The organism is Rhodococcus sp. IEGM 1354 (assembly GCF_030056855.1).
Taxonomy (GTDB): domain Bacteria; phylum Actinomycetota; class Actinomycetes; order Mycobacteriales; family Mycobacteriaceae; genus Rhodococcoides.
Genome location: NZ_JASHKT010000005.1, coordinates 200,308 through 224,841, shown reverse-complemented (window position 1 = coordinate 224,841; position 24,534 = coordinate 200,308). Strand labels below are relative to the sequence as shown.

The following is a 24,534-nucleotide window of genomic DNA, read 5'->3' as shown; positions in this document are numbered from 1 at the left end:
GCTACTGCAGCGGTGCCGGGTCGAGGGGCTGCTGGGGTAGTGCTGCCGACACTGCCGACGAGGCATCCTGCAGAGGAGTCGGGCCGGAGTCGCCGGGAATGGTGAGAGCGATGTACGTGCCGCGATCGACGACGAACCATGTGCTGGCGTCGATGCGGTCGTTCTCGCCGGACACCTCGAACCACTGGACGTCGTCGATCACCTGAAGTGGTGCGGCCACATCGAAACCGATCGGTCGAGGCAGTCCGCAGCGAAGCACGACCGGCTCGGCGTTCTCCTCGGCCGATACCCAGGCACGGACTCCGACAGGTGCCGGGCCGGCCAAGTCGGCGCGGCTGTAATCGCCCAACTCGTCCGGCAGCGCATCGAGGAGGGTCGAGCACTGTGCGCTCGCGGCATCGGGTGCGTCGACCGGTCCCAGCGCTACCGGATCGTGGGCGGGGGAGCTGTTCACCGCTATCGCGGCCACGAGAACTCCCACCACCAACGCGACCGGCAGAGCGATCGCAGTGGCTATGACCGCAGGGTGGCGCTGCTCGCCGGTCTCGTCGGCTGCTGGCGCATTTTCGGACCGAGTGCCGGCGTCTTCGCCGATGTTGTTGTCGTTGTCGTTGTCGGCAGAATTCATGCGGTACCGACCGCCGAGGTCGACTGCGGGGCGACGGGACAGGTGAGGGTGCGCGTGATGGCATCGACCTTCTGAATTCGGGAGACGATGTCCGCGATCTCGGTGTCGGATGCGCCGTCGGCCCTGGCGATGACGTCGTAGGGTCCGACCACAGCTTCTGCGGATACGACGCCGTCGACCGACTCGATCTGCCGCGCAACGGTCGTGGCACGACCGACCTCGGTCTGAACGAGAACGAAGGCTTGCACCATCGGTGGTCCCTTTCCTTGCTGGGACGATCGACTGTAAGTTGAGTCGACTGTACGTTGAGTCGGTTGCGTACTCACAGCACGAAACCGGCTGCGCCGGACCGGGCCCGGGCACCGCTAAAGGTACCGCAGGCGTGGTGCCGGTTTCGCGGGAGACCGACGTCCGAATTGCGCTCTCAGGGAGGAACATCATCGACGACACCGGCCCCTCGGGGACCACCGCCGCCGAACCGACGGTGGCCCAGATCGGCGAGTTCGAAGTCATCGCCCGGGCCGTCGCCGATCGAGTGCAACCGATGTCGACCATCGTCGGCCCCGGCGACGACGCTGCCGTCGTCAGTGCATCCGACGGCAGGGTGGCCGCCACGACCGATATGTTGGTGCACGGCAGGCACTTTCGGCTCGATTGGTCGACTCCGGTGGAGATCGGTCGGAAGGCGATCGCGCAGAACGGGGCAGACATCGCCGCGATGGGTGGGCAGTGCTCGGCATTCCTGGTGGCTCTCGGCTGCCCGGCAGACACACCGGTGAGCGTGACGGACGGTCTGAACGAGGGCATGTGGCGCGAGGCGTCGGCTGCCGGTTCGGCGATCGTGGGCGGCGATGTGGTGCAATCGGCTCAACTGGTGATCTCGATCACCGCGCTCGGTGACCTCGAGGGCAGGGCGCCCGTACTGCGATCGGGTGCGCAGGTCGGTGATGTGATCGCGTTCGCGGGCCGGCTCGGGTGGTCCGCGGCCGGACTCGCTCTGTTGCTCGCGGGCGTCGATCGCTCCGGGCACGACGCGGTTCTCGATGCGCACCGCGTGCCCGCCCCGCCGTACCGTGCCGGAATCGAGGCCGCCGAAGCGGGCGCGACGTCACTGACCGATGTGTCCGACGGATTGTCGGCCGACCTGGGGCATATCGCCGACGCATCCGGCGTATCGATGGTTCTGGAACCCGAGCGTCTTCCGATCGCCGACGAAGTCCGTTCGGCCGCACAGCTGTTGGGGGCAGATCCGCTCGAGTGGGTACTCACCGGCGGCGAGGACCATGCTCTCGTCGGCACGTTCCCCGGTCTCGATACCGTTCCGACGGGGTGGATCGTGATCGGCCGCGTCGAGCCGGCGTCGAGCGCGACCGACGGTGGCGTCACCGTCGCCGGGCACCACCGCGTGGGCAGATCCGGTTGGTCGAGCTTCGACGGAGAGTGAGCTCCGACCGCGTCGATGGAGTCGGCTAAGTTGCAAGGATGGCTATCTACGCGCTCGGCGACCGCGAACCCGATATTCACCCGGACGCCTATGTCCATCCCGATGCTGTCGTCATCGGAGCGGTGACCCTGGCGGCCGGCTCGTCGGTGTGGCCGACGGCCGTGCTCCGAGCCGATTACGGCACGATCTCCGTCGGTGCGGGCACCAACATCCAGGACGGGACCGTCATCCACTGCACCCCCATCGACGCGACCGTGATCGGTGCCGGATGCGTTCTCGGTCACAACGCACATGTCGAGGGTGCGACCATCGGAGACAACTGCCTCATTGCATCGGGTTCCGTGGTGCTCAACGGCTCGAAGATCGGGGCCGGCTCCATCGTGGGTGCGGGTGCGGTGGTGCCGTTCAAGTTCGTCGTTCCCGAACGCAGCATGGCGCTCGGTGTTCCCGCGAAAATCCGTGAGGGCTTCGAGGTTCCGGAGGGGCACGTCGACATCAACGTGCAGATGTACTCCGCGAACGCCGCGTACTACCGCGACGCGCTGCGCCGGATCGACCGGTGACGGCCCGCTCGCTCGCCGAGAGCGTAGATCCGGGTTGGGCCCGTGCCTTGGCTCCGGTCGAGACGAATGTTGCTGCGATGGGCGACTTTCTGCGAGCCGAGCTCGCCGCCGGAAAGCACTACCTCCCGGCCGGTGAGAACGTTCTGCGTGCTTTTCGGTACCCGTTCGACCGGGTTCGGGTGCTGATCGTCGGCCAGGACCCGTACCCGACCCCGGGTCATGCAGTGGGGCTGAGCTTCTCGGTCGCCCCCGACGTGCGTCCCGTTCCACGCAGTCTGGCCAACATCTTCAAGGAATACTCGGACGATCTCGGTCTGCCGACACCCAGCAACGGTGATCTCACGCCGTGGGCGGAGCAGGGTGTGATGCTGCTCAACCGAGTGCTCACGGTCGAACCGTCCGCAGCGGCGTCGCACCGCAAAAAAGGCTGGGAAGCGGTGACGGAGCAGGCAATTCGTGCTCTTGTCGCCAGAGCCGAGGATCCCCGGGCTCCTGGCCTGGTGGCGATTCTCTGGGGCCGTGACGCGGCGACGCTTGAACCCATGCTGGGATCGGTGCCGTACATCGAGTCGGCCCATCCGTCACCGCTGTCCGCGTCACGGGGATTCTTCGGATCCAAGCCCTTCAGTCGCGCCAACGAATTGCTGGTCGAGGGCGGGGACGAACCGATCGACTGGACGTTGCCGTGACCGGCTCAGGAAAAATCGGGACGACGCTTCTCGACGAATGCGTCGACGCCTTCTACTCCTGCAGGTGAGACTGCGGCCGCCGAGATCGAGGCGGCCTCGGCATCCAATTGCTCTGCCAGAGTAGCGGTGTCGGACGCCGCGAGTAGCTTCTTGATTCCCTGATACGCCGAGGTGGGTCCGACGGCGAGGGTTCGGGCCAATCGTTCGGCCTCGCTGTCGACGAAGTCGTCGCCCACGAGGCGGCTGAGTATTCCGAGGCGCACCGCATCCTCGCCGTTGAGAATCGAATCGTTCAACAGGATGTCCATTGCGTGGCCGGACCCGACGATGCGGGGCAGGGTCCAGGACATGCCACCGTCCGGCGTGAAGCCGATGGCGGGGTAGGCCGGTCGAAGCTTGGTCGACGGGCCACCGATCGCGATGTCGGTGAGGCAGACCAGGCTCATGCCGGCACCGGCCGCCCAGCCGTGTACCCCGGCGACGATCGGAACCGTCACTGCTGCCAGTTCGCGAACGAAGGCGTGGAACGCATCGGCAACCGACCCGACGAAGGCACCGCGATCGTCGGCACCGGCGAAGTCCCGTACGTTGCCGCCGGCGCAGAAGTTCGGCCCCCGGCCGATGAGCAGGACGCTTCCGATAGACGTGGCACCGGTGTTCACCTCGTGCAGCGCCTGCGTTCCCGAGGTGATGCCGTCCAGGTCGAGCGAGGAACCGCCCGCCTCGGTGGCGACGACGATGCGGAGCACCCCGTCCTCGATGCTGACCTTGCTCGAGCTTTCGCTGTCCGAATGAGTCACGTTCGGCACTCTATCGGACGTCCAACTGTTTGCCCGAATGCGCTGCCGGATGGACAGACAACTGTGCCCCGCATCCGAGTGGATGCGGGGCACAGTTCTCGCACGCGGTCGAGGCCGTGGAGGAAATCGAAGAGCGGGGCCGAAATCAGCCCCGAACCACCTTGCCTGCCTTCAAGCAGGAGGTGCACACGTTCATGCGCTTGGAGTTGCCAGGCGCAACCTGAGCGTGAACGGTCTGAATGTTCGGGTTCCAACGACGGTTGGTCCGTCGGTGCGAGTGCGAGACCGACTTACCGAAGCCGGGCCCCTTGGCGCATACGTCGCAGACGGCAGCCATAGTCGCGAACTCCTTGTTAGATGTTGAGCGTTACATGTGGTCGAAGACATCGAAACGAACTACGAGCAGATGCAAGGATTGCAATGCGTGAAGATCGCCTCGAGGCAACCCTGCAAGAATAGCGGCGTCCCACCCAATCACCAAACCGCCACCGCAGACGAGGTGTACCGGCTCACGCGCGCCGCGCTGACGATTCTGCCCGACTAAGCTTCGGGCACTGTCCGCGGCCGGCATCATCGGGCCCGGGCGCAGGTACGGACGGAACGCAGGGGAGGCGCTCGAGGTGGTCGACGTACTCGAATCCATCGATGCCTCGGGCCTGCGCCGGTGGGCCTATCGCTGCGTGGATTCCCTCACTGCTCGATGTGACGAGATCGACGCACTGAACGTCTTTCCCATTCCGGACTCCGATACCGGCACCAACCTGATGTTCACGTTCCGGGCTGCGGTCGAGTCCATGCGCAGTGCCGGGCCGGCCGCAGGCGCGGGCGCGATCGGACGGGCTCTGGCGGTGGGAGCCGTATCGGGTGCGCGAGGAAATTCCGGGGTCATCGTCTCTCAGCTCCTGCGCGCGGTGGGTGAGGCCGCAGCCGACGGTCCGCTCGACACCGTGTCGATCCAGGCCATGTTGCGGCGTGCACGAGTTCTGGTGGCGGGCGCGGTCAGTGTCCCCGCCGAAGGAACCATGCTCACGGTGCTCGAAGCCGCTGCCCACGAGGCCGCTGCCCACGACGCGAACGTCGATCTGGCCACGCTGGTGGTCGATATCGCCGAGGCCACCGCTCGCGCTCTCGATCGCACGACGGACCAACTCGCACCGTTGCGAGAGGCGGGCGTCGTGGATGCGGGGGCGCTGGGGTTGTCGGTGATCTTCGACGCGTTGGTCGAGGTCGTGACCGGTCGCACCCCGCCGAGGCGGCGCTATCGCCGTCCTCAGGACCACGAACGGGTGATCGAGGACGGTGTATCGAACGCACCCGGAGCCTCCGACGGGGCGACGACTCACTCGCAGTCCCGGCCGCTCGGCTACGAGGTTCTCTACGTCGTCCCCGGCATCGACGACACCCGCGCGGCGGCGCTGAGTGCAGCGCTGTCGGACCTCGGCGATTCGGTCGTGGTCGCCGGAGACGGCTCCGGGGCGTACTCCGCTCATGTGCACACCACCGACCCCGGCGGTGCCGTCGAGTGCGGGATCGCGGCGGGAAGTATTCGAGGAGTGCGCATCTCGTGTTTCGGACTGGCCGAGTACGCCGTCGACGCCAACGTCGGTGAGCACGAGCCCGAGGCGATGTCGGTGGGTCGCGATATTTTGGCCCTGGTCGCCGGTGACGGTGCCGCGGCCCTCTACGTACAGGAAGGTGCGACGGTGGTGCGATGCGACGAGCCCATCGATTCGTCGGTGTTGCATCGCGCCATCGTGGGCATGAAGCATCGTGAGGTTCTTGTGCTGCCGAACGGGGCGCTGTCCGCTCAGGAGCTCGTTGCCGTCGGTGCCGCGGCCAGGGCAGACGGCAAGGACGTGTCCATGTTGCCGTGCTCGGCGATGGTGCAGGGGTTGGCTGCGCTCGCGGTGCACGACGCCGCCAGAGCCGCCGTCGACGACGCGTTCGCGATGTCCGAGGCTGCGGCGGGGACGAGGTGGGGTTCGCTGCGCATCGCCGAGCAACGCTCGCTTACCTGGGTTGGCATGTGCGAGCCGGGTGACTGTCTCGGTCTGGCCGGGCAGGAAGTGGTGATCGTTGCCGAGTATTCGCTCGATGCCGGGTGCCGATTGCTGGACCAGCTGTTGGCCACCGGCGGGGAGATGGTGACGGCGCTGCTCGGGGCGCTGGCTCCCGCGGATCTCGGAGTTCGGCTCGCCGACTATGTGGCGGGAGCGCATCCCGGTGTCGAGGTGGTGGTCTACCCGGGCGGACAGCCCGGGGATCTCGTGCAATTCGGAGTGGAATAGGGAATCTCGGAACTATGGCAACGCTGGTGGATCGACTCGACGATGTGCTCGGAGCGGCGGCTGCGGCACCGCTGGCCGACGTGTTCGGCATCCATACCGTCGAAGACCTGCTGCGGCACTACCCGCATCGCTACATGACACACGGTTCCGAGCTCGGTGAGAAGGAACCCCCCGAGGGGGAACACATCACCATCGTCGCCACCGTGGAATCGGCCACCCTGCGTTCGATGAAGAACCGCAACGGCCAGTTCCTTGCCGTCACCCTTGCGGCCGACGGGCAGCGGATCGAAGCCACGTTCTTCAGCCCGCACAAGCTCAAACACGTGGTCGTGCCCGGGCGGCGGGGCATGTTCTCGGGCAAGGTCAAGTATTTCGGTCGGCGGTGGAACCTCACACACCCCAGCTACGTGATCCTCGGGGGCGACGACAACGACGGGGCGATCGTCCCCGCGGGTCGCATCGTCGGCGGTGGCACGCTGGCCGGTCTGGCGCGCGGCTCGGTCGATTCGTCGGGAGCCGTCGACATGTCGGTGTTCGACCGCGCCTTCGTACCTATCTATCCCGCGGCGAAGGATGTCGAGAGCTGGACATTCATGCGCTGCGTTCGGCAGGTACTCGACCAGCTGGACGACGTGGTCGATCCGCTGCCGGAATCGGTGCGCCGCGAGCGTGGCCTCATCGACATCGACGCCGCGCTGCGTTCGGTCCACTTTCCCGATACTGCGGCGGACAAGGACGCTGCCCGGGAACGATTGAAGTTCGACGAGGCATTGGCTGTCCAATTGGTACTCGCGGACCGACGACGCGACGCGTCCGACCGGGTAGCCGCACGGTGCCCACCGATCACCGACGGCATCGCGGCGGAGTTCGATCGCCGGCTGCCGTTCGAGTTGACAGCCGGTCAGCACCAGGTTGCTGCAGAGATCGCCAACGACCTGTCGGGTCCGCATCCGATGTCGCGACTGTTGCAGGGCGAGGTCGGCTCGGGTAAGACCATCGTCGCGTTGCGGGCCATGCTGCAGGTGATCGACGCCGGACACCAGTGCGCACTGTTGGCACCGACGGAAGTGCTTGCCTCCCAACACGCCCGATCGATTCGATCGATGCTCGGCACGCTGGCCGCCGGTGGCGAGCTGGGATCGCACGAGCTGGCCACCAAGGTGGCTCTACTGACGGGTTCGATGTCCACTGCGGCCAAGCGATCTGCCCTGCTCGATGCCGTGACAGGTGATGCCGGGATCGTCATCGGCACCCATGCTCTCATCGAGGATCGGGTCGAGTTCCTCGACCTCGCCATGGTTGTCGTGGACGAGCAGCACAGATTCGGTGTGGAGCAGCGAGATGCCCTGCGCGCGAAGGCTCGTGGAAACACCAGTCCGCACCTCCTGGTCATGACGGCGACACCGATTCCGCGCACGATCGCGATGTCGACACTGGGAGACCTGGAAACGTCCGTACTGACGGAGCTTCCGCGCGGCAGGTCGCCGATCGTCAGCAACGTCGTTCCGGCCAGAACCAAACCGGGATGGGTGGATCGAGCCTGGCAGCGGATACGCGAGGAGGTCGCAGCGGGCCGGCAGGCTTACGTGGTCTGCTCTCGTATCGGTGACGGCGAGGATGCGGACACGGGCAAGAAGGGCGGAGCGGCGAAGAAGGCTGCGCCGAAAGTGGAGGACGGGCCGGAGACCACGGCCGCAGTGGATCTCTACGAGACGCTCTCCTCCGGAGCGATGGCAGATCTGCGGGTGGGGCTGCTGCACGGTCGACTGTCCGGTGACGACAAAGACATCACCATGTCGGAATTCAACGCGGGTGAGATCGACGTGCTCGTCTGCACGACGGTGGTCGAGGTGGGCGTGGATGTACCCAACGCCACGGTGATGGTGATCATGGATGCAGACCGCTTCGGCGTCAGCCAGCTCCACCAGCTGCGTGGGCGAATCGGCCGTGGCGGGCATCAGGGGCTGTGCATCATGATCAGCTGGCTCAGCCCGGGCGGCGGGTCGTTCGCTCGGCTCGAGGCTGTGGCCGCCACCAACGACGGGTTCGAGCTCGCCAAACTGGACCTGGCGACCCGCCGAGAAGGTGACGTGTTGGGAGCCGCACAGTCGGGCACCGTGACCGGACTGCGGTTGCTCTCGTTCATCGACGACGAGGACATCATTTCCGACGCCCAGGATTGTGCGCGGTCGTTGTTCGCGCTGGACCCGTCTCTGGCCGACAATCCCGGCATCGCGTCGATGATGCGTTCGGCGTGGCGATCCGACAGAATCGACTACCTCGACAAGTCCTGACACCGTCGCAGTGCGCACTGCACCGTTTCAGTAGCCGAAATTGAACAAAAGTTCCCGCATCGTGAGATCAGTACACCTCCGGGGCTCCCGCTGCCGGGTAAGTTGAGCCAATGTTCTCCAAAGTTTTGGTTGCCAACCGCGGCGAGATCGCTATCCGTGCCTTCCGTGCGTCCTACGAACTCGGTGCCTCGACGGTGGCGGTGTTCCCGTTCGAGGATCGAAACTCGGTGCACCGAACGAAGGCCGACGAGGCTTACCAGATCGGGGAGAAGGGTCATCCCGTTCGGGCGTATCTCTCGGTCGACGAGATCGTCGCCGCCGCCAAGCGCAGCGGTGCCGATGCTGTGTACCCCGGCTACGGATTCCTTTCCGAGAACCCGGATCTCGCCGCTGCGTGTGTGGAGGCGGGCATCACGTTCGTCGGCCCCTCCGCCGATGTCCTCGAGCTGACCGGCAACAAGGCGCGTGCGATCGCCGCTGCCAAGGCCGCGGGGCTACCGGTTCTGGCGTCCTCTGAGCCCTCCGCCGATATCGACGAATTGGTCGCGGCATCCGAATCCATGACATTCCCGCTGTTCGTCAAGGCCGTTGCAGGTGGCGGTGGTCGCGGAATGCGTCGCGTGGCCGAGCCTGCGCAACTACGCGAGTCCATCGAAGCTGCTGCGCGCGAAGCGGAGTCGGCCTTCGGCGATGCGACAGTGTTCCTCGAGCAGGCAGTGATCGATCCCCGTCATATCGAGGTACAGATCCTTGCGGACGGCCAAGGCAACGTCGTCCATCTCTTCGAGCGCGATTGCAGTGTGCAGCGTCGACACCAGAAGGTGATCGAGTTGGCACCGGCGCCCAACCTGCCGCAGGAACTGCGCGAGAAGATCTGCGCCGACGCCGTGGCGTTCGCCAAGCAGATCGGCTATTCCTGCGCCGGTACCGTCGAGTTCCTGCTCGATACCCGTGGCAATCACGTCTTCATCGAGATGAATCCGCGAATTCAGGTGGAGCACACGGTCACCGAAGAGGTGACCGATGTGGACCTGGTGCAGTCGCAGTTGCGCATCGCCTCCGGCGAGACGTTGGCGGACCTGGGATTGCAGCAGGAGAACATCGTGTTGCGCGGCGCGGCGTTGCAGTGCCGCATCACCACCGAGGATCCCGCCAACGGATTCCGGCCCGACGTCGGCCGCATCACTGCCTACCGCACCCCGGGCGGTGCCGGAGTACGCCTCGACGGTGGCACGACGTTGGGTGCCGAGGTCGGTGCCTACTTCGACTCGATGCTCGTCAAGCTCACCTGTCGTGGCCGCGACTTCGACACTGCCGTGGCGCGAGCCCGACGTGCGGTGGCGGAGTTCAGAATTCGCGGTGTCGCGACGAACATCCCGTTCCTGCAAGCGGTTCTGGTCGACCCCGATTTCACCGCAGGACGCGTCACCACCTCCTTCATCGAGGAACGTCCGGAACTGCTGACGTCGCGTTCCTCGGGTGACCGTGGCACCAAGATCCTCACTTACCTGGCCGACGTGACGGTCAACAAGCCGCACGGGGAACGTCCCTCGCCGGTGTACCCGCACGACAAGCTGCCCGACATAGACTTCTCGGCTCCCATTCCCGACGGCTCCCGGCAACGGCTGCTGGCGCTCGGGCCGGAGGGGTTCGCCCGCGATCTGCGCAATCAGAAGGCGCTCGGTGTCACCGACACCACGTTCCGTGATGCCCATCAGTCGTTGTTGGCAACGCGCGTGCGCACCAGTGGTCTGCTCGGCGTTGCGCCGTACGTGGCGCGAACGACGCCGCAGTTGCTCTCGATCGAGGCCTGGGGTGGGGCGACGTACGATGTGGCGTTGCGCTTCCTGCACGAGGATCCGTGGGAGCGGTTGGCGAGCCTGCGAGAAGCCGTGCCCAACATCGCGATTCAGATGTTGCTGCGTGGTAGGAACACCGTCGGATACACCCCGTACCCGGAGAAGGTCACTCGTAGCTTCGTTGCCGAGGCCACCGACACCGGAATCGACATCTTCCGTATCTTCGATGCGCTCAACAACGTCGATCAGATGCGTCCGGCGATCGATGCAGTGCGCGAAACCGGTACGGCCATCGCCGAAGTGGCCTTGAGTTACACCGGCGATCTGTCGAATCCGAACGAGAACCTGTACACGCTCGACTACTACCTGAAGTTGGCCGAGCAGATCGTCGAGGCCGGCGCGCACGTGCTGGCCATCAAGGACATGGCAGGTCTGCTGCGTGCCCCCGCGGCCAAGACCTTGGTGACGGCGTTGCGGTCCAACTTCGACCTGCCGGTACACGTGCACACCCACGACACTCCCGGCGGACAGCTCGCGACGTATCTCGCAGCCTGGGAAGCCGGAGCCGACGCGGTCGACGGTGCCTGTGCTGCGATGGCGGGAACCACCAGTCAGCCCGCGCTGTCGGCGATCGTCGCTGCGGCGGCGCACACCGAGCGTGACACCGGTCTCGATCTGCAGGCCGTCTGCGACCTGGAGCCGTACTGGGAGGCCGTACGAAAGGTGTACGCGCCCTTCGAGTCCGGACTGCCGGCACCGACGGGTCGCGTGTACACCCACGAAATTCCGGGCGGTCAATTGTCGAACCTACGGCAACAGGCTATTTCGCTCGGTCTCGGTGATCGCTTCGAGACGGTCGAAGCCAATTACGCTGCGGCCGATCGTATGTTGGGTCGGTTGACCAAGGTGACGCCGAGCTCGAAGGTCGTCGGCGATCTGGCTCTTGCGCTCGTGGGTGCGAATGCGTCCGCCGAGGAATTCGCCGAGGACCCCAGCCGGTACGACATCCCCGATTCCGTTGTCGGGTTCCTACGCGGCGATCTGGGAACACCCGCCGGTGGCTGGCCCGAGCCGTTGCGCACCAAGGCGCTCGAAGGCCGAGGTGCGGGCAAGCCGGTGACGCCGCTGACCGACGAGGACGAAAAGAACCTCGACGGGACGTCGGCGCAACGCCGTACCACTCTCAATCGATTGCTCTTTCCTGGCCCGACAGCAGAACTCGAAGCTCATCGCGAAAAGTACGGCGACACGACCCGACTGTCAGCCAACCAGTTCTTCTACGGCCTGCGTCAGGGCGAGGAGCATCGAGTCACGCTCGAGAAGGGCGTCGAACTGCTCATCGGACTCGAAGCGATCTCCGACCCGGACGAACGCGGTATGCGCACCGTCATGTGCATTCTCAACGGGCAGCTACGTCCGGTGTCGGTGCGCGATCGGTCCATCGCGAGCGAAGCACCCACGGTCGAGAAAGCAGACCGCTCCAACTCCGGACACATTCCGGCTCCGTTCGCCGGCGTGGTCACCCTGGCGGTCGAGGAGGGCCAGAAGATCTCGGCCGGCGACACCATTGCCACGATCGAAGCGATGAAGATGGAGGCAGCGATCACCGCACCGCGGGGCGGCTCGGTCACTCGTCTGGCGATCTCGGGCGTTCAGCAGGTGGAGGGCGGCGATCTGCTCGTCGTCATCGGTGGGGGGTCGACGGGCGAAGAGGCCGGGAGCGAATGACCCGGATCGTCGCGGGCGTTGCCGGTGGTCGCCGACTGGCGGTCCCCGGCCAAGGCACCCGGCCCACGTCGGAGCGGGTTCGAGAGGCACTGTTCAGTGCGCTCGAAAGTCGGATGGAGCTCGACGGGGCCGTGGTGTTGGATCTGTTCGCAGGGTCGGGTGCGCTCGGACTCGAAGCACTCTCACGTGGGGCCGCGTCGGCGGTGCTGGTCGAATCCGACGCACGGGCGGCCGCGGTGGTGCGCAAGAACATCGAGTCGGTCGGCCTGACCGGAGCTTCGGTCAAGTGCGCGCCGGTGGCCTCGGTCCTGGCCGGTGCCGCCGACGCGGCCTACGACCTGGTGTTGGCAGATCCTCCGTACGCCGTCACGGACACCGCCGTGGCCGGCCTCCTGGAGCGGCTCGTGAGCGGGGGATGGCTCTCGGTCGATGCGGTGGTGGTGCTGGAACGGTCGTCGCGTTCGCCGGAGACCGTGTGGCCGACCGGGCTCGTGCCGGAGAAGTCGAAGAAGTACGGCGAGAGCCGAATCGAGATCGCAATCCGGTCAGGAGTGGAGCCTGCGGAATGGCCGAAGTGGTCAGGAGTGGAGCCTGCGGAATGGCCTGGCTGAGCTGATAGGTTCGCGGGCATGACTGGCGCACTGTGTCCTGGATCCTTCGACCCGGTGACCGTCGGCCACCTGGATATTTTCGAGCGCGCGGCGGCCGCCTTCGACGAGGTGGTGGTGACGGTGATGGTGAACAAGAGCAAGAAGGGCATGTTCAGCGTCGAGGAGCGGATAGAGATGCTCGAGGTCGCGACGGAGCATCTGCCCAATGTTCGGGTCGGTTCGTGGTACGGCCTGCTGGTCGATTACGCACGGCAAGAGGGCTTTTCGGCGATCGTGAAAGGTCTTCGTAGTGCTGTCGACTTCGATTACGAGTTGCAGATGGCGCAGATGAACCGGACGCTGACCGGAGTGGACACGGTGTTCCTGCCTGCGAATCCGGCGCACAGTTTTCTGTCGAGCTCGTTGGTCAAGGAGGTGGCCACGTTCGGGGGAGACGTCACCGGTATGTTGCCGCCGTTCGTGCAGGACCGGTTGATGTCGCGTATCGCCGAGCGTGCCGCCCAGTAGTTCGATGGCGCAGTGGTTCGAAAGGGCGACACACCGGGTGGGTATAGCGCAGACCGGCGTTTCGGCAGGCAGACTGAGCAGCGAAGAGCTGTGGGTGTCGTCTGCGGAGCAGATGCGTTCACGGTGGCAGATTCGACGATTGGGGTAACCGGTGTACCGCGTATTCGAGGCGCTCGACGAGCTCGTCGCCATTGTCGAGGAGGCGCGCGGCGTTCCGATGACTGCCGGGTGCGTCGTCCCTCGCGGCGATGTCCTGGAACTGCTCGACGACGTCCGAGACGCCATCCCCGGCGAGCTCGACGACGCGCAGGACGTTCTGGACCATCGCGACAAGCTGGTGGGTGATGCGCGGGCGACGGCGGAGAAGACCGTCACCAGTGCGAACGCCGAAGCCCAGGACACGGTGGAGAACGCACGCGACTCGGCGGACCGAATTCTTGCCGACGCCAAAGCTCAGGCCGATCGCATGGTGTCCGAAGCGTCGGCGCACGCCGATCAGCTGGTGGCCGATGCCGAAGCGGAGGCCGAGCGAACCGTTCTCGAGGGTCAGCGTGAGTACGAGGCACTGACCGTTCGCGCTCGCACCGAGGCCGATCGGATGATCGAGTCCGGTACGGCATCGTACGAGCGGTCGGTCGCAGACGGCACCGCCGAACAGAACCGGCTCGTCTCGGAGACCGAGGTCGTTCAGGCGGCCCGCGCCGAGTCGGCTCGGGTGATCGACAGCGCGCATGCCGAATCCGATCGGATGCGGAGCGAATGCGACGTCTACGTCGACACCAAGCTTGCAGAGTTCGAGGAGTTCCTCAGCGGCACCATTCGGTCGGTGGGTCGCGGTCGGCAGCAGCTGCGCACCGGCTCGGGCGTCCCGGACTACGGCAACGAGCCGTATGGCGACGCCGCGTACGGAAGTGCAGACCAGGGACGGCGTAGCAGGCACTGACCCGTCAGGATTTGCTCACATATGCGCAGATGCGTATCGTTGTGTGGTTGCTTACCGACAGTAGGCACACCGACAGTAAGGAAGATCAGCCGTGCCCCCGCCCAAGAGAACGACGCGTCCTGAGCTGGACGCAGGATTCGTTCTGGACATTCTCAACCTCGGTCGTCGACCCGGGTCGACGAAGACCATCGAGCGGACGGTTCCGGCTCCTTCCCGAATCGGCCTCGATGCCATAGCCATCGAAGCCGGTGTCCCGGTCTCGCTCGATCTGCAGTTGCAGGCGGTCTCGGAGGGCGTACTCGTCACCGGTTCCGTGCGAGCTGCCACGGCCGGTGAGTGCACGCGCTGCCTCGATCCGGTCACTGGCAATGTCGACGTCTACCTGACCGAGCTGTTCGCGTACCCGAACAGCATCACCGAGGAGACGACGGATGCGGACGAGATTCACCGCATCGTCGACGACCTGATAGATCTCGAACCCGTCATCGTCGACGCGGTCGGTTTGGAGCTTCCACTCCACCCCGTCTGCAGTGACGAGTGCGAGGGATTGTGCCCAGAATGCGGCGTTCGCCTGGCGATTGCTGAATCCGGCCACAGTCACGATACAATTGATCCTCGCTGGGCTGGACTTGCAGCCAAATTTGGCGTGGATCCAGAACCGAGCACAGAACTTGTGAACAACGAAGCCGAGGAGAAGTAAGTGGCTGTCCCGAAGCGCAAAATGTCGCGTTCCAACACGAGGTCGCGTCGTGCACAGTGGAAAACCACTGCGCCCACCCTCGTGACGTGCCCCAACCGTGGTTGCGGCGAGAAGACGCTGCCCCACATCGCGTGCCCTTCGTGCGGTACCTACAAGGGCCGCCAGGTCGTCGCAGCGGTCTGATTCCCGCTCAGGTGACAAACGAAGTAGTGGACCGACACAACGGCGGGCCACAGAACAATAGCTCCACTGCCGTCAGCGGCGGGGACGACCGAGAGTCGCTCCTCGCCGCTATCGGTGTTTCTCTGTCCGAACCCTTGTTGACGCTCGCTCTGACGCACCGGTCGTTCGCCTACGAGCACGGTGGTCTGCCGACCAACGAGCGGCTCGAGTTCCTGGGCGACTCCGTGCTCGGCTTGGCGGTCACCGAGCACCTCTACGCGGTGCACCCCACCAAGTCCGAAGGTCAGCTGGCCAAGATCAGGGCCAGCGTGGTCAACATGCATGCGCTCGCCGAGGTGGCTCGCGATCTCGGTGACGGCGGCCTCGGTCGTCATCTGTTGCTGGGTAAGGGCGAAGAGCAGACCGGCGGGCGCGACAAGCCCAGCATTCTGGCCGACGGCATGGAGTCCTTGCTGGGTGCCATCCACCTGCAACACGGAATCGACGTTGCCCGCACCGTGGTTCTGACGCTGTTCGCCGGTCTGCTCGACCGGGCTCCCAAGCTCGGTGCGGGTCTGGATTGGAAGACCAGCCTGCAGGAGTTGACCGCGGAACGTGCGCTGGGTGTCCCCGCGTACGAGATCTCGTCCACCGGACCCGACCACGACAAAGAATTCACGGCCACTGTGCTCGTCGGCGGATTCCCGCGCGGCGTCGGGGTGGGCCGGTCGAAGAAGGAAGCCGAGCAGAAGGCTGCCAGCACGGCATGGAACTCGTTGTCGAACAACGAGAATCCTGTCGTTGCCGACTCCGCATCCGACTCTTCCTGATGCCCGAACTGCCTGAGGTCGAGGTGGTCAGGCTCGGCCTGGAATCCCACGTGGTCGGCAAGACGGTGCGCTCGGTGGAGGTACTGCATCCTCGCGCCGTACGGCGACACGACCTCGGCGGCCTCGATCTGATCGGCCAATTGCAGGGTCAGCGCATCGCCTCGGCCCAGCGGCGTGGCAAGTACTTGTGGCTGGTGATGGAACCCGGCGATTTCGCGACCGTCGTGCATCTCGGTATGAGTGGGCAGATGCTCGTGCAACCTCCCACTGCTCCGGACGAGAAGCACCTGAGAATTCGAGCGCGCCTGGACGACGGAAGCGACCTCCGCTTCGTCGACCAACGGACCTTCGGCGGTTGGGCACTCGCTCCGATCGTGACGGTGAACGGAACCCAGGTACCCGAACCGGTTGCGCATATCGCCCGGGACCCTATCGACCCACTGTTCGATGCCGAATCGGTGGTGAACGTGTTGCGCGGCAAGCACACCGAGATCAAGCGGGCACTGCTCGACCAGACCGTGCTGTCCGGTGTCGGCAACATCTACGCAGACGAAGCGTTGTGGCGCGCGAAGATTCACGGTAATCGAATCGCAGAAACACTGACGCGTCCCGCGCTTCGGCGTCTGCTGACCGGAGTCCACGCGGTGATGGGGGAGGCCCTCGCTCAAGGCGGAACCTCGTTCGATGCGCTGTACGTCAACGTCAACGGGCAGTCCGGCTACTTCGACAGGTCGCTCGATGCCTACGGGCAGGAAGGACTGCCCTGTTCGAGGTGCGGCGCACCGATCCGTCGCGAAAAATTCATGAACCGCTCCTCGTTCAGCTGCCCCACCTGCCAGCCGCGGCCGCGACACCTCCGGACCTGACCTCACAAGTCCATTCCGCAGGCTCCACTCCTGCCGAAATGGTCATTCCGCAGGCTCCACTCCTGCCGGCCGCCTGTATCTTCTGGTCATGGCAGAACAGAGCACGCCGACCGACCTCTGGGTCGAGCGCACAGGCACACGTCGATACACCGGTCGCAGTTCGCGGGGAGCCGAGGTGCTCATCGGGTCCGAATCGGTCGAGGGTGTTTTCACTCCGGGAGAGCTGCTCAAGATCGCCCTCGCGGCATGCACGGGCATGAGCTCCGACGTCCCGCTCTCTCGTCGACTCGGTGATGATTACTCCGCCACCGTCGAGGTGTCGGGGACCGCCGACCGCGAGAACGAGCTGTACCCGGAATTGAACGAAATCCTTCGAGTCGATCTCAGTGCGATGGATCCCGAGGCGCAGCAGCGTCTGCTGACCGTCGTCGAGCGTGCCATCGACAAGGTGTGCACGGTCGGGCGAACCTTGAAGGCCGGAACCGCGATCAACCTGGACATCGACGTGGACGCCTGATGAAGTCTCGGGCGATCCTCACCGCTGTGTTGCTCTGCGGCGCGTCGATCGCCGCGGCCCCGGCTGCACATGCGTCGAGTGCGTGCACTCCGTGGTCTGTCCGGACAGTGGCGTCGGGGCTCGGGATGCTCGAAAATCTCGAGTTCGACGGCCGCGGCTCGCTGATCGTTTCCGAGACCTCGCCGATCGGACCGGGTGCTCTACGTAGCGTCGCGCCGAACGGAGACCGGGGCACTCTGGTGTCGGGCGTCGAGTCACCCGGCGGCTTGGTGCGGGACGGAGACACCCTGTACTTCACCACCGGAAACAGTGCGGCCGCAGGACTTTTCGATTCCTCGACCGGAACGATCGCCGCGCTCGATCTCGATACCGGCGATCGCTCGACGTACGCGTCGGGCCTGACGATGCCCAACGGACTGGCCGAATCGGCCGACGGTACTTTCTTCGTCACTCGCAATCTGGGCGCTGCTCCCGGACTGTCGTCCGTGGCACCCGCTGGTACGGTCTCGAAAATTCGTACCGATCTGGGGTCCGCGAACGGGATTGCCATTGCACGCGGGAAGATGTACGTGGCCAACACATTCGATGTGGAGCCCGTCGTGAACGTCCTCGACGAGCAGGATCCGTCAGGTCCGGTCTCACACATTCGCCTCGACGGATTCGGACCCTTCACCATGTCGGACGACCTGACCGTGGGTATCGACGGAATGGTCTATCTCGCACAGAATCTCGCGGGACGAGTTCTTCGCATCGATCCGACGTCGGGGGCGTCGTGTGTCGTGGCGACAGGTGTGCCGCTGATATCCGCGGTCGCGTTCGGCGGGGAGGGATTCGACCCGACGTCGTTGTACGCAACGAGTTTCGACGGATCCGTCCGAGAGTTGAGCCCGGCATGAACGACGAGCGTCTGACGGCGTGGGTGCACGGCCTGGTGCAGGGCGTCGGATTTCGGTGGTGGACTCGATCGCGTGCTCTCGAACTCGGTCTCGTCGGTCATGCGACCAATCACGCCGACGGACGGGTACTGGTGGTCGCCGAGGGACCGCGCGATCGTCTCGACGTGCTTCTCGAACTGTTACGTGGCGGGGGAACCCCCGGCACGGTGACGCTCGTCGTCGAGAGTTGGGGGTCGGCCCGCGGTGATCTGAGCGGTTTCGTCGAGCGCTGACCTGCACTACCGGAGGCTGGGCGCGCGGGTGGGCACCCGGCCGGTAAAGTACGGACGCTATGTATCTGAAGAGTCTGACGCTCAAGGGCTTCAAGTCCTTCGCTTCGGCGACGACTCTTCGATTCGAGCCGGGTATCACCTGTGTGGTCGGACCGAACGGCTCCGGTAAATCCAATGTCGTGGATGCTCTGACCTGGGTGATGGGCGAGCAGGGAGCCAAAGCCCTGCGTGGCGGCAAGATGGAAGACGTCATCTTCGCGGGAACCTCGGGTCGAGCGCCGCTGGGTCGAGCCGAGGTGACGCTGACGATCGACAACTCCGACGGCGCGCTGCCGATCGACTACTCCGAGGTGTCGATCACCCGCCGCATGTTTCGCGATGGTGCGGGCGAATACGAGATCAACGGAAGCTCCTGCCGTTTGATGGACGTGCAGGAGCTGCTGAGCGATTCCGGTATCGGGCGCGAGATGCACGTGATCGTCGGGCAGGGCCGATTGGCGGCGATTCTCGAATCCCGTCCGGAAGACCGGCGAGCATTCATCGAGGAAGCTGCCGGCGTTCTCAAGCACCGCAAACGCAAGGAAAAGGCGGTCCGCAAACTCGACGCGATGCAGGCCAACCTCGCGCGGCTGACCGATCTGACGACCGAACTGCGTCGGCAACTCAAGCCGTTGGGTCGGCAGGCCGAGGTCGCACGTCGAGCGCAGACGGTGCAGGCAGACCTGCGCGACGCTCGCCTTCGGCTGGCAGCAGACGATTTGGTGGCCAGGCGAGAGGAATTCGCCAACCAGACGCAGGACGAGGAAGCGGCTCGCGAGCAGTATGCGATGGTGCAGGACGCCCTCGAGGCGGGGACCGTCGCCCTCGCCGAACACGAGCAAGCCGTGGCTCGCCTGACGCCCAGCGCCGAAGCAGCCGGGCAGACGTGGTTTCGCCTTTCCGCGCTGGCCGAACGAGTCAACGCGACTGTTCGCATCGCGCACGAGAGGGCCCGGCACCTCGACTCCGTGCAGAGCGCCGGTCGAGGGCAGGACCCAGACGAGCTCGAGGCACAGGCCGAGCGGGTTGCCGAAGAAGAGATGGAACTCGTCGAAGCCGTGGAGATGGCGCGGGAAACCCTCGAGGCGGCCCGCGAACAGTTGGCCGAACGAGAGTCGGCGGCTGCGGCTGCCGAACGGGCGCACCTGGCGGCCGTGCGTGCGGTGGCCGATCGCAGGGAGGGCTTTGCACGCTTGTCCGGGCGGGTCGATACTTTCCGGACCAAGGTCGAATCGATCGACGCCGAGGTGGCACGCCTGTCGGTGGCCATCGACGAGGCCCGCGAACGGGGCGAGGCGGCCCAGCGCGAATTCGAGAGCGTGCAGGACCAGATCGGCACCCTCGACGCCAGCGAACTGAGCTTGGACACCCATTACGAGCGCGCAGTGGCTGCGCTACGTCATGCCGATGCGCGTGTCTCGGAATTGCAGGCCGAAGAACGGACTGCGGGTAAGCGGGTGGCGTCCTTCGAAGCGAGGATCGAGGCGCTGACGATGGGCCTCGAACGAAAAGACGGTGCCGGTTGGTTGGTGGAGAACGAACAGAACGGATTGTCGGGACTGCTGGCCGGGCACCTGACGGTCGAGCCGGGATACGAGATCGCGGTCGCAGTCGCTATGGGACCGGCGGCCGACGCTGCGCACGCCGAGTCGTTCGCCGCTGCCCGCGACGCAGTCCTGGCGCTACGCGCTGCGGACGGAGGTCGCGCTGCCATCGTGCACGGCAGTTCTGTTGCAGTGCAACCACTCTCGCGCCCCGAACTTCCTGATGGCGCGCGATGGGTGCTCGATCTCATCGACTACCCGGACCGCCTGGCCGGTGCCATGACGGCATTGCTCGACGGCGTGGTCGCCGTCGACTCGCTCGACACCGCGCACCGACTCGTCTCCGGCAACGGCCGACTGCGCGCGGTCACCAGGGACGGCGACGTCGTCGAACCCGGGTGGGTGACCGGCGGATCGGATAGACGGCCCAGCACGCTCGAAGTGCAATCCGCCATCGACACCTCGACCGTCGAGCTGGCCGCGGCCGTGCGCCGGGCCGAGGAACTCGATGCAGCGCTCTCCGGTGCGCTCGCGGAACAGCGCGACCGACGTGAATCGGCGGAGCAGGCCCTGGCTGCCCTCAACGAATCCGATGCCGCTATGGCAGCTGTGTACGAGCAGCTGGGCAGGCTCGGTCAACTGGCCCGGTCGGCTCACGCGGAGTCGGCACGGTTGACGACGCAGCGTGATTCGGCCGAGACGAGTCGCGAGGAAGCAGTCGCTCGGCTGGCCGAGCTCGAGGACAGCCTGCGATCTGCCGAGGACGAACAATCCGGGTTCGTGGGAGACGGTGAGAGCGGTGACGCGGCCACCACGATGGAACGCGAAATGGCGGCGGCCGCGCTCACCGAGGTTCGCGCCGTGGAAGTCGAAGCGCGGCTGAACGTGCGCACCGCGGAGGAGCGTGCGCAGTCGGTCCGGGGACGGGCAGATTCGCTGCGCCGGGCGGCGCGAGCCGAGCGGGAGGCCAGAGCCAGGGCCGAGAGGGAGAGCGCGGCTCGGCGTCATGCGGCCGCGGTCGCTGCCGCAGTGGCGGAGTCGGGTGAGGAGCTCGCGTCTTGTCTCGGGGCGGTCGTCGCTGCTGCCGCACGACGGCGCGACGAGCTTTCGGCCGAACGCACTACGCGCACAGCCGAACTCGACACGGTGAAGGAGCAGGTACGGGCACTGCAGGGACAGCTGGCCTCGATCACCGACGCGGTGCACCGCGACGAGGTGGCGCGCGCACAGGCCGCCCTGCGCATCGAGCAACTCGAGACGACCATTCTCGAACAGCACGGTATCGGTCTCGACGACTTGGTAGCGGAATACGGCCCCGACGTCCCGCTGCCTCCGACCGAACTCGAAATGGCCGAGTACGAGGCGGCCAAGGAACGCGGTGAGCAGGTGGTGGCGCCCGCTCCGATGCCGTTCGACCGCGCCACTCAGCAGGCGCGTGTCAAACGCGCCGAACGGGATCTGGCCACGCTCGGCAAGGTGAACCCGCTTGCTCTGGAAGAGTTCGCGGCATTGGAAGAGCGATACAACTTTCTGTCCACCCAGCTCGAGGACGTCAAGTCCGCGCGTAAGGACCTGCTCGGGGTCGTCGCAGACGTGGACGACCGCATCCTGCAGGTGTTCACCGAGGCCTGGCTGGACGTCGAGCGTGAATTCACCGGTGTCTTCGCCAAACTGTTCCCCGGTGGCGAGGGCCGGCTGATTCTGACCGACCCGTCGGACATGCTCACCACCGGAATCGAAGTGGAAGCACGGCCGCCCGGCAAGAAGGTCAAGCGTCTGTCGCTGCTGTCCGGCGGCGAGAAGTCGCTGACGGCCGTTGCGATGCTCGTGGCGATCTTCCGTGCTCGACCGTCGCCGTTCTACGTGATGGACGAGGTCGAAGCAGCGCTGGACGACACCAACCTGCGGCGACTCATCGGTTTGTTCGAGCAACTCCGTGAGAAGTCGCAACTGATCGTCATCACGCACCAGAAGCCGACGATGGAGGTGGCCGACGCCCTCTACGGCGTCAGTATGCGCGGCGACGGCATCACCACCGTGATCTCGCAGCGGCTCAATCGCGAGCGCGTCGCCGTCGATGCAGTCGAACCCGCCGTCGAGGCCGCCGAACCCGACGTGTCGGTGCCCATCGACACCGATTCCGCGACGTGAGTTTGCGCTACTTCTCGGGGTAGAGCTGCTCGGCGTAGGAGGGCCCGTAGTACTCTCGGAGTTCTTCCACCGTTTCGGGTGCCTGCGGAATCAACGCTTTCGTCAAGGACGCGACATCGGGAATGGAGTCCGCATCCCACGTGTCCGGCTGCCACAACTTGGACCGCATGAATGCCTTGGCGCAGTGGTGGAACACCTGCTCGATGTCGACGACGAGGCACATGATGGGTCGGTGGCCCTTGACCTGTAGTTCGTCGAAGAACGGTGCGTCGGTCACCAGCGACGCGCGACCGTTGATCCGCAGGGTGTCGCCGCGACCGGGCACGAAGAAGTTCAGGCCGACGAACGGGTTCTCGAGAATGTTGCGGTAGCCGTCCATCCGACGATTACCGGGACGTTCGGCCAGCGCGATCGTGGACTCGTCGATGACGTGGACCAAGCTGCCGGGCGGGTCACCCTTGGGGGAGACGTCGCACCGTCCGCTTGCGTCCGAGGTACCCATCAAACAGAAAGGCGAGGACGCGAGCCAGTGCACGTCGAGTGGATGCAGTGTCCGGCGATCCTTGTTGGCCGCTCGGAAGCTGGGTTCGCCGAACATGGCGGTCAGTTGGTCGGCGTCGCGCACCGTGGTCCACGTCATGGCGACGATGCTATCGACACGACCCGAACGGCGGACAGCGCTTTTCGCCGACGCACCACCGATGCGTCCGGTCGTGACCACCTGAGAGGATGGTCACGTGAGTAATCAAGCGTGGATCATCGTCGCGGCGATCGCTGCCGTCCTCCTCGTCGTCCTCGTCGCCGGGTTCGTACTGTCCCGTCGCCGAAGGGTGAGCCTCAAGTCGGACGAGGCCGCCCGAATCGAGGACGCGGCCACCAAGGACAGATCCGGTGGCTACACCGCGGGCAGCGGTTTCTCGTTCAGTCAGGGCACTACCACCGCCGAGCCCGTCCCGCCTGCCCCGAAGCCCGTCCCGCCTGCCCCGAAGCCTGTCGAGACCTTCCCGGCAGAGCCGCCGCCGGTGCCACCCACCCACACTCGGGACGAGCCGGAGGTCCTCGACCCCGAGGTTCCGGTCGTCGAGCCTCAGGTGCCGGTTGTCGAGCCCGTCGAGCCTGACGAGCCCACCGCGCCTGCGGTGCCGGAACCCGCCCCGGACGCCGAGGCACCTGCTCCTCGACTGGACACCATCGATCCGACCGAAGGTCGGTTGGACCGTCTTCGTGGACGGCTGGCTCGTTCCCAGTCCGCGGTGGGCAAGTCCCTGCTCGGATTGCTCGGCGGCGGAGACCTGGACGAGGACTCCTGGGAAGAGGTCGAGGACACGTTGCTGATCGCCGACATCGGCTCGGCCACGACGACGGAGATCATGCGCACGCTGCGCGAGCAGATGGCAGCTCGCAGTATTCGTACCGAAGCCGATGCGCGAGCACTGCTGCGCGAGATTCTCGTTGCGCAATTGCATCCGGAGTTCGATCGGTCGATTCGAGCGCTTCCACACGATGGCGCGCCTGCGGTGTTGTTGGTCGTCGGAGTCAACGGCACCGGCAAGACCACCACTACCGGAAAGCTCGCCCGTGTCCTGGTCGCGGATGGCCGGCGGGTACTCCTCGGTGCGGCCGACACGTTCCGTGCCGCTGCCGCAGATCAGCTGCAGACCTGGGCGGAGCGAGTCGGTGCCGAGGTGGTGCGCGGCAAGGAGGCCGCTGATCCTGCCGCCGTTGCCTTCGACGCGGTGAGCAAGGGAATCGAGAACGGAGTCGACGTGGTCCTGGTCGACACCGCAGGTCGCCTGCACACGAAGTCCGGTCTGATGGACGAGTTGAGCAAGGTCAAGCGTGTGATCGAGAAGCGCGCCCACGTCGACGACGTGCTGCTCGTTCTGGACGCGACGGTCGGCCAGAACGGACTGACTCAGGCACGCGTCTTCGCCGAGATCGTCGACATCACCGGTGTCGTGCTGACCAAGCTCGACGGAACCGCGAAGGGCGGCATCGTCTTTCAGGTACAGCGGGAACTCGGGGTACCCGTCAAGCTCGTCGGTCTCGGCGAAGGTGCCGACGATTTGGCTCCGTTCGAGCCAGGCGCGTTCGTCGACGCACTGCTCGGTTGATCGAACTCGCCGGGCTCCCGCGAACCGGGTAAAAAGCACAAACGCCAGCACGAAACCTTTTAGCAACAGAATTCGGTCATGCGTTCACATGCCCGAAACACCCGAGTGTCACGGATGAAACTTCGTGAAACCACTCTTCTTGCGTAACG

General features: G+C 65.5%; 23 protein-coding genes. 18 read left to right on the top strand and 5 right to left on the bottom strand.

Going from position 1 to position 24,534, the window contains the following annotated elements; translation table 11 throughout:
* Nucleotide 1 precedes the first annotated feature (1 nt).
* Together QM588_RS13180 and QM588_RS13175 are read right to left on the bottom strand one after the other, a co-directional pair.
* Nucleotides 2-628, bottom strand: a complete 627-nt coding sequence (locus QM588_RS13180; protein ID WP_283313892.1) for a DUF3515 domain-containing protein — start codon at nucleotides 626-628, stop codon at nucleotides 2-4.
* A complete protein-coding gene (locus QM588_RS13175; RefSeq protein WP_283313890.1) occupies nucleotides 625-879 on the bottom strand; it encodes an Lrp/AsnC ligand binding domain-containing protein in 255 nt (84 codons plus the stop codon). The genes QM588_RS13180 and QM588_RS13175 overlap by 4 nt, the downstream gene beginning before the upstream one ends.
* A 131-nt stretch (nucleotides 880-1,010) precedes the next feature.
* On the opposite strand from QM588_RS13175, the gene QM588_RS13170 reads away from it, so the two are divergent.
* Genes QM588_RS13170 through QM588_RS13160 form a run of 3 tightly spaced genes read left to right on the top strand, consistent with a single transcriptional unit; the run spans nucleotide 1,011 to nucleotide 3,324 of the window.
* On the top strand, nucleotides 1,011-2,072 hold the full coding sequence (locus tag QM588_RS13170) for a thiamine-phosphate kinase (protein WP_442972914.1): 1,062 nt from the start codon (nucleotides 1,011-1,013) through the stop codon (nucleotides 2,070-2,072).
* Between the two features lie 38 nt (nucleotides 2,073-2,110).
* Nucleotides 2,111-2,635 (top strand): gamma carbonic anhydrase family protein, encoded by a 525-nt coding sequence (locus QM588_RS13165; RefSeq protein ID WP_094717607.1) that lies wholly within the window; start codon nucleotides 2,111-2,113, stop codon nucleotides 2,633-2,635.
* The gene (locus tag QM588_RS13160) at nucleotides 2,632-3,324 is read left to right on the top strand and encodes a uracil-DNA glycosylase (RefSeq protein WP_283313887.1); all 693 of its coding nucleotides are present in this window, start codon (nucleotides 2,632-2,634) and stop codon (nucleotides 3,322-3,324) included. Before QM588_RS13165 ends, QM588_RS13160 begins: the two co-directional genes overlap by 4 nt.
* A gap of 5 nt (nucleotides 3,325-3,329) precedes the next feature.
* Here QM588_RS13160 and QM588_RS13155 read toward each other — a convergent pair whose 3' ends face one another.
* Complete coding sequence (locus QM588_RS13155; protein WP_283313886.1) at nucleotides 3,330-4,124, bottom strand: enoyl-CoA hydratase/isomerase family protein; 795 nt, start codon at nucleotides 4,122-4,124, stop codon at nucleotides 3,330-3,332.
* 145 nt (nucleotides 4,125-4,269) lie between these two features.
* The gene (rpmB, locus tag QM588_RS13150; RefSeq protein ID WP_008717389.1) at nucleotides 4,270-4,461 is read right to left on the bottom strand and encodes a 50S ribosomal protein L28; all 192 of its coding nucleotides are present in this window, start codon (nucleotides 4,459-4,461) and stop codon (nucleotides 4,270-4,272) included.
* Between the two features lie 283 nt (nucleotides 4,462-4,744).
* On the opposite strand from rpmB, the gene QM588_RS13145 reads away from it, so the two are divergent.
* The 14 genes from QM588_RS13145 to smc all read left to right on the top strand — a co-directional run bounded on the left by QM588_RS13145 (nucleotide 4,745) and on the right by smc (nucleotide 22,271).
* On the top strand, nucleotides 4,745-6,412 hold the full coding sequence (locus QM588_RS13145) for a DAK2 domain-containing protein (RefSeq protein ID WP_283313885.1): 1,668 nt from the start codon (nucleotides 4,745-4,747) through the stop codon (nucleotides 6,410-6,412).
* 14 nt (nucleotides 6,413-6,426) lie between these two features.
* Complete coding sequence (recG, locus tag QM588_RS13140) at nucleotides 6,427-8,706, top strand: ATP-dependent DNA helicase RecG (protein ID WP_283313883.1); 2,280 nt, start codon at nucleotides 6,427-6,429, stop codon at nucleotides 8,704-8,706.
* A 110-nt stretch (nucleotides 8,707-8,816) separates the two neighbouring features.
* The gene (locus QM588_RS13135; RefSeq protein WP_048318255.1) at nucleotides 8,817-12,233 is read left to right on the top strand and encodes a pyruvate carboxylase; all 3,417 of its coding nucleotides are present in this window, start codon (nucleotides 8,817-8,819) and stop codon (nucleotides 12,231-12,233) included.
* The gene (gene rsmD / locus QM588_RS13130) at nucleotides 12,230-12,844 is read left to right on the top strand and encodes a 16S rRNA (guanine(966)-N(2))-methyltransferase RsmD (protein WP_283313880.1); all 615 of its coding nucleotides are present in this window, start codon (nucleotides 12,230-12,232) and stop codon (nucleotides 12,842-12,844) included. Before QM588_RS13135 ends, rsmD begins: the two co-directional genes overlap by 4 nt.
* An 18-nt stretch (nucleotides 12,845-12,862) precedes the next feature.
* Nucleotides 12,863-13,351, top strand: coding sequence for a pantetheine-phosphate adenylyltransferase (gene coaD / locus QM588_RS13125; RefSeq protein WP_048318257.1), 489 nt, complete (start codon nucleotides 12,863-12,865; stop codon nucleotides 13,349-13,351).
* A gap of 151 nt (nucleotides 13,352-13,502) precedes the next feature.
* Entirely contained in the window at nucleotides 13,503-14,294 is a 792-nt protein-coding gene (locus tag QM588_RS13120; RefSeq protein WP_283313877.1) for a DivIVA domain-containing protein, read from the top strand.
* Between the two features lie 91 nt (nucleotides 14,295-14,385).
* Nucleotides 14,386-14,994, top strand: coding sequence for a YceD family protein (locus tag QM588_RS13115; protein ID WP_027496671.1), 609 nt, complete (start codon nucleotides 14,386-14,388; stop codon nucleotides 14,992-14,994).
* The gene (gene rpmF / locus QM588_RS13110) at nucleotides 14,995-15,177 is read left to right on the top strand and encodes a 50S ribosomal protein L32 (RefSeq protein ID WP_032397784.1); all 183 of its coding nucleotides are present in this window, start codon (nucleotides 14,995-14,997) and stop codon (nucleotides 15,175-15,177) included.
* A 26-nt stretch (nucleotides 15,178-15,203) separates the two neighbouring features.
* Nucleotides 15,204-15,986, top strand: coding sequence for a ribonuclease III (gene rnc / locus QM588_RS13105; protein WP_442972924.1), 783 nt, complete (start codon nucleotides 15,204-15,206; stop codon nucleotides 15,984-15,986).
* Nucleotides 15,986-16,852: a bifunctional DNA-formamidopyrimidine glycosylase/DNA-(apurinic or apyrimidinic site) lyase gene (mutM, locus tag QM588_RS13100; protein ID WP_027496673.1), complete on the top strand. Its 867-nt coding sequence runs from the start codon at nucleotides 15,986-15,988 to the stop codon at nucleotides 16,850-16,852. Before rnc ends, mutM begins: the two co-directional genes overlap by 1 nt.
* A gap of 88 nt (nucleotides 16,853-16,940) precedes the next feature.
* Entirely contained in the window at nucleotides 16,941-17,369 is a 429-nt protein-coding gene (locus tag QM588_RS13095; protein WP_283313870.1) for an OsmC family protein, read from the top strand.
* Nucleotides 17,369-18,265, top strand: a complete 897-nt coding sequence (locus QM588_RS13090; RefSeq protein WP_283313869.1) for an SMP-30/gluconolactonase/LRE family protein — start codon at nucleotides 17,369-17,371, stop codon at nucleotides 18,263-18,265. Before QM588_RS13095 ends, QM588_RS13090 begins: the two co-directional genes overlap by 1 nt.
* Nucleotides 18,262-18,537 carry an acylphosphatase gene (locus QM588_RS13085; protein WP_283313868.1) on the top strand — a complete coding sequence of 92 codons (276 nt, stop codon included), beginning with the start codon at nucleotides 18,262-18,264 and terminating at the stop codon, nucleotides 18,535-18,537. The genes QM588_RS13090 and QM588_RS13085 overlap by 4 nt, the downstream gene beginning before the upstream one ends.
* 59 nt (nucleotides 18,538-18,596) lie before the next feature.
* Nucleotides 18,597-22,271 carry a chromosome segregation protein SMC gene (gene smc, locus QM588_RS13080; protein ID WP_283313867.1) on the top strand — a complete coding sequence of 1,225 codons (3,675 nt, stop codon included), beginning with the start codon at nucleotides 18,597-18,599 and terminating at the stop codon, nucleotides 22,269-22,271.
* A gap of 7 nt (nucleotides 22,272-22,278) precedes the next feature.
* Here the strand turns inward: smc and QM588_RS13075 are convergent, their stop codons facing one another.
* The gene (locus QM588_RS13075) at nucleotides 22,279-22,911 is read right to left on the bottom strand and encodes an MSMEG_1061 family FMN-dependent PPOX-type flavoprotein (protein ID WP_283313866.1); all 633 of its coding nucleotides are present in this window, start codon (nucleotides 22,909-22,911) and stop codon (nucleotides 22,279-22,281) included.
* Nucleotides 22,912-23,008: 97 nt separating this feature from the next.
* On the opposite strand from QM588_RS13075, the gene ftsY reads away from it, so the two are divergent.
* Entirely contained in the window at nucleotides 23,009-24,385 is a 1,377-nt protein-coding gene (gene ftsY / locus QM588_RS13070; RefSeq protein ID WP_283313865.1) for a signal recognition particle-docking protein FtsY, read from the top strand.
* Nucleotides 24,386-24,534 lie beyond the last annotated feature (149 nt).

Coding starts and splice junctions, on each gene's coding strand:
- QM588_RS13075 (WP_283313866.1), bottom strand. CDS start 22,911: ATGACGTGGACCACGGTGCGCGACGCCGACCAACTGACCGCCATGTTC.
- recG (WP_283313883.1), top strand. CDS start 6,427: ATGGCAACGCTGGTGGATCGACTCGACGATGTGCTCGGAGCGGCGGCT.
- QM588_RS13180 (WP_283313892.1), bottom strand. CDS start 628: ATGAATTCTGCCGACAACGACAACGACAACAACATCGGCGAAGACGCC.
- QM588_RS13165 (WP_094717607.1), top strand. CDS start 2,111: ATGGCTATCTACGCGCTCGGCGACCGCGAACCCGATATTCACCCGGAC.
- QM588_RS13175 (WP_283313890.1), bottom strand. CDS start 879: ATGGTGCAAGCCTTCGTTCTCGTTCAGACCGAGGTCGGTCGTGCCACG.
- rsmD (WP_283313880.1), top strand. CDS start 12,230: ATGACCCGGATCGTCGCGGGCGTTGCCGGTGGTCGCCGACTGGCGGTC.
- mutM (WP_027496673.1), top strand. CDS start 15,986: ATGCCCGAACTGCCTGAGGTCGAGGTGGTCAGGCTCGGCCTGGAATCC.
- rpmB (WP_008717389.1), bottom strand. CDS start 4,461: ATGGCTGCCGTCTGCGACGTATGCGCCAAGGGGCCCGGCTTCGGTAAG.
- QM588_RS13095 (WP_283313870.1), top strand. CDS start 16,941: ATGGCAGAACAGAGCACGCCGACCGACCTCTGGGTCGAGCGCACAGGC.
- coaD (WP_048318257.1), top strand. CDS start 12,863: ATGACTGGCGCACTGTGTCCTGGATCCTTCGACCCGGTGACCGTCGGC.
- QM588_RS13135 (WP_048318255.1), top strand. CDS start 8,817: ATGTTCTCCAAAGTTTTGGTTGCCAACCGCGGCGAGATCGCTATCCGT.
- QM588_RS13085 (WP_283313868.1), top strand. CDS start 18,262: ATGAACGACGAGCGTCTGACGGCGTGGGTGCACGGCCTGGTGCAGGGC.
- smc (WP_283313867.1), top strand. CDS start 18,597: ATGTATCTGAAGAGTCTGACGCTCAAGGGCTTCAAGTCCTTCGCTTCG.
- QM588_RS13090 (WP_283313869.1), top strand. CDS start 17,369: ATGAAGTCTCGGGCGATCCTCACCGCTGTGTTGCTCTGCGGCGCGTCG.